Here is an 11,472-nt window from a genome sequence, read left to right on the forward strand (position 1 = left end):
TGCGGCATGTAGGCCAGTTCATGTCCTAGATCACTGGCACCCTGGAGCGCATGACGGACACTCCGGCACGACTCCTGAATCTGCTGTCGCTCCTCCAGACGCCACGCGAGTGGCCGGGCAGCGAACTGGCGGCGCGTCTCGACGTCAGCCCGCGCACCATTCGCCGGGACATCGACCGGCTGCGCGATCTCGGCTATCCGGTGGAGGCCAGCAGGGGCGCGGTCGGTGGGTACCGGCTGGTGGCGGGCGCCGCCATGCCGCCGCTGCTGCTGGACGACGAGGAGGCGGTGGCCATCGCGGTGGGCCTGCGGGCCGGCGCGGGCCATGCGATCGAGGGCGTCGAGGAGGCGTCCGTACGGGCGTTGGCGAAGCTGGAGCAGGTGCTGCCGTCGCGGTTGCGGCGCCGGGTCTCCACCCTCCAGGCCGCGACGGTGCCGCTGCTGATCCGGGGCGACGCGGCGAGCGTGGACCCCCGGACGCTGACCGCCGTCGCCGCCTCGATCACCGGTACGGAGCGGCTGCGGTTCAACTACCGCGCGGGCGACGGCGCGCGGACCAGACGGCAGGTCGAGCCGTACCGTCTGGTGTCGACGGCGCGCCGCTGGTATCTCGTCGCGTACGACCTGGGGCGGGAGGACTGGCGTACGTTCCGGGTCGACCGGGTCGGTGAGCCGTTCCCGACCGGGGCGCGCTTCGCACCGCGTGAGCTGCCGACGGGTGACGCGGCGGAGTTCCTGACCAGCTCGATGCGGGGCGCGCAGCAGCCGTGGGAGGTGGATGTGAGCTTCGCGGCGCCCGCGGAGCAGGTGGCGGCGCGGCTGCCGCCGTCGTTCGGGGTGCCGGAGCCGACCGGTCCCGGCAGTTGCCGGCTACGGACCGAGGCGGGCGATTCGCTGGAGTGGCTGGCGCTGCGACTGGCTCTGGTGAACTGCGAGTTCACGGTCCACCGGCCCGCGCGGCTGGTCGAGCACATCGCGGAGCTGGGTGACCGGCTGACGCGCGCGGCGGGTGGTGCGTGAGTACGTGAGGAGTCCCGGCACCGGGGGGGATGGATACCGGGACTCCGCTCATGGGGCACGCCCTGGGTCACGCCGCGGCGTCGAACCCCACGTCGTGCGCCATCTTCTTCAGTTCGAGCAGGGCGTGCTTCTCGATCTGCCTGATCCGCTCCCGGGTCAGGCCGTGCTGCTTGCCCACCTCGGTGAGCGTCCGCTCCCGGCCGTCCTCGATGCCGTAGCGCATCTTGATGATGGAGGCCGTGCGGTGGTCGAGCCTGCCGATCAGCTCTTCCAGCTCCTCGCTGCGCAGCAGCGTGAGGACGGACTGCTCGGGCGAGATCGCCGAGGTGTCCTCCAGCAGATCGCCGAACTGGGTGTCCCCGTCGTCGTCCACCGACATGTTCAGGCTGACCGGGTCACGGGCCCAGTCCAGGACGTCGGTGACCCGCGCGGCGTTGGAGCCGAGCTCGGCGGCGACCTCGGAGGGCTCCGGGTCGCGCCCGTGCTCACGGTTGAACTCGCGCTGCACCCTGCGGATGCGGCCGAGCTCCTCCACGAGGTGGACGGGCAGCCTGATCGTGCGTGACTGGTCCGCGATGGACCGGGTGATGGCCTGGCGGATCCACCAGGTCGCGTAGGTGGAGAACTTGAATCCCTTGGCGTAGTCGAACTTCTCGACCGCGCGCACCAGGCCGGCGTTGCCCTCCTGGATGAGGTCGAGCAGGGGCAGTCCACTGCGCGGGTAGCGCCGGGCCACGGCGACGACGAGACGGAGGTTCGAGCGTATGAAGACGTCCTTCGCGCGCTCGCCGGCGGCGACGAGGGCTTCCAGCTCCTCGCGCCGGGCGCCGGCGCCCTCGCTCTCCACCGATCCGTCGAGGATCTGCTGCGCGTACACACCCGCTTCGATGGTCTGGGACAGTTCGACTTCCTTGGCGGCGTCGAGGAGCGGAGTACGCGCGATCTCGTCGAGGTACATGCCGACCAGGTCGCGGTCGGCGATCTCCCCGCCCACGGCGCGAACACTGCTTGCCGCTTTCGGACCGCCGGTGGCGGTACGACGGGCGACGGCACGGGTTGCCATGCGAGCTCCCTTACTGAGTCGGTCGCGACACCCTTCCGGGTGCCCTGCATCCGTTGGAAACAACGACTGGAATCCGGACAGAATTCCCAAGGCGTGCACTCATTTTTGTGATCATGCAGTACCCTGTCCCGCCACGAGGAGGGACGCATGGTGCCAAGCTGGACGGAAGTGCAGGTCAGAAGCGGAACGGAGGACGATCTGACGGCGCTCACGGAGATTTACAACCACTACGTCCGCGAGACGCCGATCACCTTCGACACCCAGACCTTCACCCCCGAGCAACGCCGCCCGTGGCTGCGCTCCTACCCCGAAGACGGCCCACACCGCCTCAGGGTTGCTCAGGAAGTTCCCTCCGGACGTGTGCTCGGTTACGCGACCAGTAGTCCTCTCCGGCCGAAGCCGGCGTACTCCACCTCCGTGGAGGTGACGGTGTACTGCCTGGCCGGGGCGGCGGGGCGGGGAGTCGGCACGCTTCTTTACGAGGAGCTGTTCAAGGTCCTGGAGGGCGAGGACGTGCACCGCGCGTACGCGGGCATCGTGCGGGGGGTGACTCCCGGCGAGGACGGGGGGACGAACCCGTCGGTGCGGCTGCACGAGCGCTTCGGCTTCCGGCACATCGGTACGTACGGCGAGGTCGGCCGCAAGTTCGGCAGGTACTGGGACGTCGCCTGGTACGAGAAGAAGCTCTGACGCGCGCCGTGCCCCGCTGGGTCGGGTCTTCGAAGTCCCGCCCGGCCCGCGCTGCGGGCGGACGGCGCTCCTTCGAAGACACGGCTAGCCTCCGTGCGGGGTGCCGCCCAGGAGGCGCTCCACGGCCGCCCGCGCGTTGACGCGGGCGGAGCCGTACGTCACGACGGTGTTGGCGGCCAGCGCGTCCACGGCGTGCGGCCAGCCCGTGAGGACGACGACGGCGTCCGGGCGGCGGGCGACGATCTCACGCAGCAGCGCGGTCTCCCGCGCGTCCCGGTGCGGCTCGCGGGCGAGGACGACCACGGGGCGCCCGCCGGCGCCCCGGAGCGCGGTGTCCGCGCGGGCGGCGGTCGGGCCGTCGGCGGGCACGCCGGTGGTGGTGAGGCCCGGCATGGCGTCGGCGAGCAGCCGGTTCAGATGGGGCGCGCGGCTGCCGGAGGCGTGGTTGACCTGCTGTCGCAGGTCGATCACGTACGGCGCCGGGCCGAGCACGACGTTGCCGCGTACCCGCAGGGCGGCGCGGGCGACCGCGAACGGCAGCGCGTCCTCCTTGGGAGGCGGCGGTGTGGCGCGGGCGCGGCCGATCCACTCCGCCAGTTCCCGGGCCCGCCGTCCGGCCTCCGCGAGCCGCCGGGTGGGCAGTTCGCCGGTCGCGACGGCGTCGAGGAGCGCGTCGCGCGCCGTCGTGTAGGCGCGCTCGGCGGCCTCCGCGGTGTCCGGGTTGCCCAGGCAGAGCAGGTCGGCGCCGCCGAGGACGGCGCGGACGCAGGCGGGGCCGAAGCCCGGGTCGGCCAGGACGGCGCCCATGTCGAGCGCGTCGGTGACGATGGCGCCGGTGAAGCCCAGTTCCTCGCGGGCCAGCCGGGCCGCCTCGGCGTTCAGCGAGGCGGGTGCGTCGCCGAACGGGAGGGCCGTGATGTGCCCGGTCATCAGACAGCGGCTGCCCGCCTCGATCGCGGCGGCGAACGGCAGCAGGTCGCGCTGTCGGAGCAGGTCGAGGTCGGCGTCCAGCCGGGGCACCCGCAGATGCGAGTCGACGGCCGTGTCGCCGTGGCCGGGGAAGTGCTTGGCGCAGGCCGCGACGCCGGCGGACTGGAGGCCGGTGACGTACGCGGCGGAGTGTCCGGCCACGTGGGCGGCGTCGGCGCCGAAGGACCGGATGCCGATCACCGGGTTGTCCGGGTTCGCGTTGACGTCGACGTCGGGCGCGAGGTTCAGGTCGATGCCCGCCGCCCGCAGGTCGTGGCCGATGGCGCGGGCGATCCGCTCGGTGACGTCGGTGTCGTCGACCTCGCCGAGGGCCCCGTTGCCGGGGTACGAGGAGCCGGTCGCGGCCTCCAGACGGGTGACGTCGCCGCCCTCCTCGTCGCTTGCGATGATCAGGTCGGCGCGGCGGGCGTGCAGGGCGGCCGAGAGCGCCGCGGCGGCCTCGGGGCCGGGCACGTTGTGCGCGAAGTACACGACGCCGGCGAGTCCGTCGTCCACGGCGCCGAGCAGCCACGGGGGCGGCTCGGTGCCGTGGAAGCCGGGCAGCAGCACGGAGTTGACCAGGCGTGACGCCGAGTCCTCGGAGTTCGCGGGGCTCACCCCTTCACCGCACCGGCCGCCAGCCCGGAGGCCAGTCGGCGCTGCACGATGATGAAGAAGATCAGCACCGGCAGGGTGATGAGGGTGGAGCCGGCCATGACCGGGCCCCAGGAGGTGGAGTTCTCGCCGAAGAACTGGAACAGCCCCACGGCGGCGGTGTACTTGGAGCCGTCCTTCATGAAGGTGTACGCGAAGACGAACTCGTTCCAGGCGGTGATGAAGGCGAAGACGCTGGTGGCGACGAGGCCCGGCGCGACCAGCGGCAGCAGGACGGACCAGAACATCCGGGGCCAGGAGCAGCCGTCGAGGTACGCGGCCTCCTCGACCTCCTTGGGCACGGTGGCGACGAAGCCGCGCAGCGTCCAGATCGCGAAGGGCAGGGAGAGCGCGATGTAGACGACGGTCAGCCCGATGAGGCTGTTGAGCAGTTCGTAGTCCCTCATCTGGAGGAAGAGCGGGATGACGAGCGCCTCCAGCGGGACCATCTGCACGATCAGCACCATGATCAGCACGGAGGTGCGGAACCGGAAGCGGAAGCGCGCGACGGCCACGGCGGCGAACAGCGCCAGCAGCCCGGAGACCAGGATCGTGCCGAGTCCGACGATCAGCGAGTTGGTCAGGAACTGGCCGAAGTTGCCGCGGTCGAAGATGTAGCTGAAGTGCTCGCCGCTGATCCCGCTCGGCAGGACGTCGGCGCCGCGTGTGATCGCGTTGGGGTCGAGCGCGGTGCTGACCATCCAGTACACCGGGAACAGCGTGAAGACCAGCAGCGCGAACACCGCGACAGCGAGCCCGATCCGCCCGGCGGTCGTCGTGCGGGTCACAGCTCGTCACTCTCCTTGAAGAGGGTTCGGATGTAGACGACGGTGATCAGCAGCAGGAGCAGTGTGAGGAGTACGGCGGTGGCCGCGCCGGCGCCGTAGTCGTTCAGGGCGAACGCCTGCTGGTAGGACCAGACGCCGAGGTTGAGGACCTCTTCGTTGCTGCCCGCGCCGCCCGGCATCAGATAGATCTGGGTGAAGACCTTGAAGTCCCAGATGGTCGACAGGATGGTGACGACGAGGAAGATCGGCTTGATGGTGGGGACGGTGATCTTCCAGAACCGCTGCCAGGCGCTCGCGCCGTCGATCATCCCCGCCTCGTACAGCTCCTTGGGGATGGTCAGCAGCCCCGCGAGCACGGTGATGGCGACGAACGGGAAGCCGTGGTGCACGACGTTGAGGGTGGCGATGGCGTAGAAGGACAGCCGTTCGGTGAACCAGTTCGTGGTCTCCGGGTCGATCAGTCCGAGTGAGCCGGCGAGCTGGCTCATCATTCCGTCGCCCGCCGAGAACAGCCAGACCCAGACGTAGGTGCCGGTGACCGCGGGCATGGCCCAGGCCGCCATGATCGCGGTGGAGCAGATGACCCGCCAGGTGGTGCCGAGCCGCTGGAGCAGCAGTGCGGCGAGGGTGCCGAGCGCGACGGTCAGCGCCACGCAGGCGACCGCGAAGAACGCGGTGTTGGGCAGGACCGTGCGCCACAGGGCGCCGTCGCTCAGCAGGTCCTTGTAGTGGTCGAAGCCGGTGTACGTGCCGACTCCGCCGCCGAACTTCACCTCGTAGTCCTGGACCGACAGGATGCCGACCTTGACCAGCGGCCACAGGAGGAGCCCCGCCAGCACCACGAGGGAGGGCAGGAGCAGCAGCCAGGGGCGGGTGGTGCGACCGAGCTGCTTGCGGCGCAGCGTCGGGCTCGGGCGCCGGCCGCGTGGCCGCGGCGACTTCACGGGGGAGGTCGCCGCGGCCACGTCGTCGTGCGCCGAGTCTTCGATGAGCGACTCAGGAGGCAAAGATCTTGTCCATCTCCTCGGCGGCCTGGTCCGCGGCCTCCTGCACGGTCTGCTTGCCGGTGAGGATGGACTGCACCATCTTCGTGACGACCTGGGTGGCCTGGATCTGGCCGTAGGCGGGCGTCTTGGGCACGGTGGCGCCGGCCTCGGTCATCTGCTTGGCGAACGGCGCGACCAGCGGGTCGTTCTCCGCCTGGACCTTCTTGAGGAGGGAGTTCTGTCCGGGGAAGTAGTTCGTCTGCTCGGCCCACTTGGTGGCGAACTCGCCGGTGGTGACCAGCTTGACGTACTCCCAGGCCAGGTCCTGGTTCTCGCCCTTGAAGGTGGAGAGGTAGGAGCCGCCGAGGAAGGACTTGCTCATGCCGCCGGTCTCACCGGGGATCGGGGCCGCGGCGAGCTTGCCCTCCAGGTCGGGGGCCGCCTGGACGAACGCCTTGGGCGTCCAGTTGCCGGAGAGGGACATGGCGATCTTCCCCTTCTGGAAGTCGGTCGCCACCTCCTTCTCGGTCCAGGTGGTGACCTTCGCCGGGGACAGCTTGTCCTTCTTCGCGAGGTCGGTGTAGTACGTGATGCCCTTGACCGACTCCGGGGAGTTGATGCCGGACTTCCACTTGCCGCCCTCGTCGACGGCGAGTTCGCCGCCGGCGCCCCAGACGAACGGGGTCGCGAACATCTCCGCGCCGCCCGCGACCGGGAAGGGGATCATGCCCGGCTCCTTCTCCTTCAGGACCAGCGCGGTGTCGCGCAGTTCCTTCCAGGTCGTCGGGGCCTTGAGGTCGTGCTTCTCGAAGATGTCCTTGCGGTAGAGGAGTCCGCGGACACCGGCGTACCAGGGCATGCCGTACTGCTTGCCGTCCAGCGTGCCCGCGTCGGCCAGGCCCTCGACCAGGTCGTCGTTGAGCCCGGAGTCCTTCACCTTGTCGGTCACGTCGACGAGGCCGCCGGTCTCGGCGAACTGCGGGATCCAGGTGGTGCCGACCTCGGCGACGTCGGGGACCTGGCTCGGTCCGCCCTCGATCGCGGTGGTGAACTTCTTCTGCGCGGTGGCCCACTGCTGGTACTCGACCTTGACCGTCGCGCCCGTCTTCTCCTTGAAGGCCGCGGCGACCTCGTTGAAGAAGGGCTTGGGGTCCGGGTTGGTCCCCTCCATGATCCATACGGTCAGGGTCTTGCCCTTGCCCGACGTTCCGCCGCCGTCCCCGCCCGAGTCCCCACTGCCGCAGGCAGAGAGTCCGAGCGCCATGGTGACGACAAAGGCCCCGATGACGTGTTTCCGCATGGCCGCTCCCTAACAGGATGTCTAGACCACAGGAACGTACGGAGCCCCGATTGCCCGGTCAAGTGCCATTGGCCAGGGGATGTCGAACCGTTGCCTATCTGAACCCGTCTGCCATTGGGTGGACCACTGGCGGAGTACCGGGGCGCGGGTCAGCCGAACTGCACCGACCGTTTGGCCAGTCCCATCCAGAAGCCGTCGATGACGTTCCGTACGGTGTGCAGCTCCTCCTCGGCGGCGCCGAGCGTCACGAACAGGGGCGCGAAGTGCTCGGTGCGCGGGTGCGCGAGCTGCCCGGCCGGGGACTTGTGCGTGAAGTCGAGCAGCGCGTCGACGTCCCGTGCGAGCAGCGCCTCGCGGCCCCAGTCGTCGAACTCGGCCGACCAGCCCGGCACTCCGGGGCCCGCGTGGCGCAGCGCGGCCAGGTTGTGCGTGAAGAAGCCGCTGCCGACGACGAGGACGCCCTCGTCCCGCAGCGGGGCGAGCTTGCGGCCGATCGCGAGGAGTTCCGCCGGGTCGAGCGTCGGCATGGAGATCTGGAGTACGGGGATGTCGGCGCCGGGGAACATCTCGACCAGCGGGACGTACGCGCCGTGGTCCAGCCCCCGGTCGGGGACGCGCTGGACGGGGGCGCCGGGACCGCGGAGCAGTTTCTCGACGGAGTCGGCGAGTGCGGGGGCGCCCGGGGCGTCGTACCGGACCCGGTAGTAGTGCTCGGGGAAGCCCCAGAAGTCGTAGACCAGCGGCCGGGTCTCGGTGGCGCCGAGGGCGAGGGGGGCTTCCTCCCAGTGGGCTGAGACCATCAGGATCGCCTTCGGCAGCGGCAGTCCGGCGGACCAGGCGGCGAGCTGTCCGGGCCACAGCGGGTCGTCGGCGAGGGGAGGGGCGCCGTGGGAGAGATAGAGGGCGGGCATGCGCTCCGCTGTGCTGGTCATGGCGTCTCCCTGCCGGTTTCCGATGATCTGCTTGAACTTTAAAACACTTACCCGAGGGACTTTACGTCCATCTAGTTCAACTTTCAAGGAGCGCGTAGGGTGGAGAGCATGGGGACCGAAGAGCGGCCACGCTGGCTCAGCGCCGAGGAGCAGAGCGTCTGGCAGGCGTACCTCCAGGCCACCACGCTGCTGGAGGACCATCTCGACCGCCAGTTGCAGCGCGACGCGGGGATGCCGCACATCTACTACGCCCTGCTCGTGCAGCTGGCCCGCGCCCCGCAGCACCGGATGCGGATGACCCGGCTCGCCCAGAACGCCAAGATCACCCGGTCCCGTCTCTCGCACGCGATAGCCCGCCTGGAGGGGAACGGCTGGGTACGGCGCGAGGACTGCCCCTCCGACCGGCGCGGGCAGAACGCGATCCTCACCGACGCGGGCGAGGAGGTGCTGCGGCGGTCGGCGCCCGGCCATGTCGCCGCCGTACGGCAGGCGATCTTCGACCGGCTCGGCCCCGAGCAGGTGACCCAGCTCGGGGAGATCATGCGGGTGATGGCGGAGGGGCTCCAGCCGGAGGGTTCGGACGCGGATCTGCCCTGGCGCCGCTGAGGAGCGGCGGCGCCAGGGCAGTACCCGGCCGGTGGGCCGACGGTTCGGTGGGCGTGCGCCTCAGTGCATGGCCACCGGGATCTGGACGTCCTCCGCCGAGGCACCGGCGCCCTCGCCCCTGACCACCCGGGTGCTCCCCGGACGGCCCGTGTTGATGAGAGTGAACGCGATACCGGCGGCGATCACCAGGATGCCGACCGCCCACCAGATGGCGCTCGCGTATCCGTGCACCATCGCCTGGAGCTCCAGGAGCCTCGGGCTGCCCGCACCCGCCGCGTTGGCCGCGACGTACGCGGTGGTGGCGGAGGCGGCCACGGTGTTCAGCAGCGCCGTACCGATCGCGCCGCCGACCTGCTGCGAGGTGTTGACCATCGCGGAGGCGACGCCCGCGTCACGCGGCTCGATGCCGTGCGTCGCCAGGGACATGGCCGGCATGAACGCCGTACCCATGCCGAGACCGAGCAGCAGCAGCGCCGGCAGGATCAGACCGGGGTACGAGGTGCCGATCTCCAGCCGCGTGAGCAGCAGCATGCCGGTCGCACCGACGAGGAAGCCGGGGCCCATCAGCAGCCGCGGCGGCACCCGGGTCATCAGCCGGGCGCCGATCTGGGTGGAGCCCGTGATCATGCCGACGATCATCGGCAGGAAGGCGAACCCGGTCTTGACCGGTGTGTAGCCCTTCACGACCTGGAGGTAGTAGGTCAGGAAGAGGAACAGACCGAACATGCCGATGATGGCCAGGCCGAGCGAGAGATAGACACCGCCGCGGTTGCGCTCCATCAGGACGCGCAGCGGCAGCAGCGGCGACTTCACCCGCGCCTCCACCGCGACGAACGTGGCCAGCAGGACGGCCGACGCGACGAACATGCCGACGGTGACCGGGTCGGACCAGCCCTCGGACTCGGCGCGCGTGAAGCCGTACACCAGCGCCACCAGGCCGAGCGTGGACAGGACGACACCGGGGATGTCGAGCGGGTTGCGGTTGCGGCCGCCCGCGGGCTCCCGGATCACGAAGTAGGCGCCGGCGGCGGCCACGATCGCGAACGGGATGTTGACGAAGAAGGTCCAGCGCCAGTCTAGGTACTCGGTGAGGAATCCGCCGAGGATCAGACCCACGGCGCCACCGCCGCCGGCGATCGCACCGAAGATGCCGAACGCCTTGGCGCGCTCCTTGGGATCGCCGAACGTCACGGCGAGCAGCGAGAGCGCGGCCGGCGCGAGCAGCGCGCCGAACACACCCTGGAGGGCGCGCGAGCCGAGCAGCATGGCCTCGCTGGTGGCGGCGCCGCCGATGGCGGACGCGGCGGCGAAGCCGAGCAGGCCGACGGTGAAGGTGCGCTTGCGTCCCCACAGGTCGGCGATGCGTCCGCCGAAGAGCAGCAGACCGCCGAAAGCGAGCGCGTACGCGGTGATGACCCACTGGCGGTTGCCGTCCGATATCCCCAGGTCCTGCTGGGCGGAGGGCAGCGCGATGTTCACGATGGTCGCGTCGAGCACGACCATGAGCTGGGCCAGGGCGATGAACACCAGGGCTTTCCAGCGATTGGGATCAGGGACCGGGTCGGGGACCGTGAGGTCCGGGAGCCGGGTCTCGGCTGTTTTCGACATGGGTGAGTCCGCCTATGCGTACGAAGAGTTCATAACGGACGCGGGGACGCACTGGTCGGCCCTACGCGCTGGTTACGTGGTGTCCGGGATGTTCGGGATGTTCGTGGTCGACAGAAGTTCTGGGTCCGGGGGGCGCCGCACAGGTCGTCATCGACCGTGGCGCAGATCCTCCAGAGTCGCCGCCGCACCCGGCAGCTCGGAGCGCGCGGGCGCCTCCAGGCCGTCGAGGAACAGCTGTAGATGCCGGTGGGTGAACCGGTCGATGTTGAGGCAACCGGTACCCGGCAGCGGACGGGTGAGCTGGGAGAGGGCGACCATCAGGTCACCGACCGCGACGTCGGTGCGCAGCCTGCCCGCGGCGCGCGCCTTCTCCATCAGGTCCTCCACCGCCCCTTCGAGCCGTTCGCGCTCCGCGTGCAGCCGGGGAAGGTCTCCGTCGAAGCTGCCGGACAGGAGCGGGCACAGGGCCCCGATCCGTTCGTCGGCCGCCGCGTGGACGAAGCGGCTGAGCGCCACGAACGGGTCGGCCTCCTCGGCCGCCATCCGCTCGGCCTGGTCCGCGGTGCGCGCCATGACGGAGAGCACCACGTCCAGGATGAGCGCGGACCGGTCGGGGAAGTGGCGGTAGAGGGTCGCGTTGCCGACACCGGCGCGCCGCGCGATCTCGTCGAGCGGAACGTCGGGACCCGACTCCACGAGGATCTCGCGGGCCGCCGCCACGATGCGCTCCCTGTTGCGCAGAGCGTCCGCCCGCGGACGCGGGACGCGGCGCGTTTCCGATGCGGCAGCGGTGGTCACGTCGGGCCTTTCCGTCGGTTCACACAAGTGGGGAGCGGGTCCCCGTTTTCGTTGACACG

At 70.4% G+C, this 11,472-nt stretch carries 11 protein-coding genes; 3 read left to right on the forward strand and 8 right to left on the reverse strand.

The features are described from left to right. Positions 1-50: 50 nt before the first annotated feature. Entirely contained in the window at positions 51-1,019 is a 969-nt protein-coding gene (locus ACZ61E_RS26370; protein WP_469702351.1) for a helix-turn-helix transcriptional regulator, read from the forward strand. A 67-nt stretch (positions 1,020-1,086) separates the two neighbouring features. Here ACZ61E_RS26370 and ACZ61E_RS26375 read toward each other — a convergent pair whose 3' ends face one another. Continuing rightward, complete coding sequence (locus ACZ61E_RS26375) at positions 1,087-2,082, reverse strand: sigma-70 family RNA polymerase sigma factor (RefSeq protein WP_469702352.1); 996 nt, start codon at positions 2,080-2,082, stop codon at positions 1,087-1,089. A gap of 150 nt (positions 2,083-2,232) precedes the next feature. Here ACZ61E_RS26375 and ACZ61E_RS26380 point away from each other — a divergent pair, with 150 nt between their 5' ends. Next, a complete protein-coding gene (locus ACZ61E_RS26380; protein ID WP_469702381.1) occupies positions 2,233-2,772 on the forward strand; it encodes a GNAT family N-acetyltransferase in 540 nt (179 codons plus the stop codon). An 84-nt stretch (positions 2,773-2,856) separates the two neighbouring features. On the opposite strand, the gene ACZ61E_RS26385 is transcribed toward ACZ61E_RS26380, so the two are convergent. The 5 genes from ACZ61E_RS26385 to ACZ61E_RS26405 all read right to left on the reverse strand — a co-directional run bounded on the left by ACZ61E_RS26385 (position 2,857) and on the right by ACZ61E_RS26405 (position 8,401). Further along, on the reverse strand, positions 2,857-4,359 hold the full coding sequence (locus ACZ61E_RS26385; protein ID WP_469702353.1) for a glycoside hydrolase family 3 N-terminal domain-containing protein: 1,503 nt from the start codon (positions 4,357-4,359) through the stop codon (positions 2,857-2,859). Further along, positions 4,356-5,183, reverse strand: coding sequence for a carbohydrate ABC transporter permease (locus ACZ61E_RS26390; RefSeq protein ID WP_147877017.1), 828 nt, complete (start codon positions 5,181-5,183; stop codon positions 4,356-4,358). Before ACZ61E_RS26390 ends, ACZ61E_RS26385 begins: the two co-directional genes overlap by 4 nt. Further along, positions 5,180-6,190 (reverse strand): carbohydrate ABC transporter permease, encoded by a 1,011-nt coding sequence (locus ACZ61E_RS26395; protein ID WP_469702354.1) that lies wholly within the window; start codon positions 6,188-6,190, stop codon positions 5,180-5,182. Before ACZ61E_RS26395 ends, ACZ61E_RS26390 begins: the two co-directional genes overlap by 4 nt. Then, positions 6,180-7,469, reverse strand: a complete 1,290-nt coding sequence (locus ACZ61E_RS26400; protein ID WP_469702355.1) for a sugar ABC transporter substrate-binding protein — start codon at positions 7,467-7,469, stop codon at positions 6,180-6,182. The genes ACZ61E_RS26395 and ACZ61E_RS26400 overlap by 11 nt, the downstream gene beginning before the upstream one ends. Positions 7,470-7,618: 149 nt before the next feature. Beyond that, positions 7,619-8,401, reverse strand: a complete 783-nt coding sequence (locus tag ACZ61E_RS26405; RefSeq protein WP_469702356.1) for a dioxygenase family protein — start codon at positions 8,399-8,401, stop codon at positions 7,619-7,621. A 108-nt stretch (positions 8,402-8,509) separates the two neighbouring features. On the opposite strand from ACZ61E_RS26405, the gene ACZ61E_RS26410 reads away from it, so the two are divergent. Beyond that, positions 8,510-9,007, forward strand: a complete 498-nt coding sequence (locus ACZ61E_RS26410; RefSeq protein WP_469702357.1) for a MarR family winged helix-turn-helix transcriptional regulator — start codon at positions 8,510-8,512, stop codon at positions 9,005-9,007. A 60-nt stretch (positions 9,008-9,067) separates the two neighbouring features. Here the strand turns inward: ACZ61E_RS26410 and ACZ61E_RS26415 are convergent, their stop codons facing one another. Together ACZ61E_RS26415 and ACZ61E_RS26420 are read right to left on the reverse strand one after the other, a co-directional pair. Beyond that, a complete protein-coding gene (locus ACZ61E_RS26415) occupies positions 9,068-10,615 on the reverse strand; it encodes an MFS transporter (RefSeq protein WP_469702358.1) in 1,548 nt (515 codons plus the stop codon). 147 nt (positions 10,616-10,762) lie between these two features. Next, a complete protein-coding gene (locus tag ACZ61E_RS26420) occupies positions 10,763-11,413 on the reverse strand; it encodes a TetR/AcrR family transcriptional regulator (RefSeq protein WP_469702359.1) in 651 nt (216 codons plus the stop codon). Positions 11,414-11,472: the final 59 nt, after the last annotated feature.

The sequence above is a fragment of the Streptomyces sp. NPDC104581 genome, from assembly GCF_055583685.1.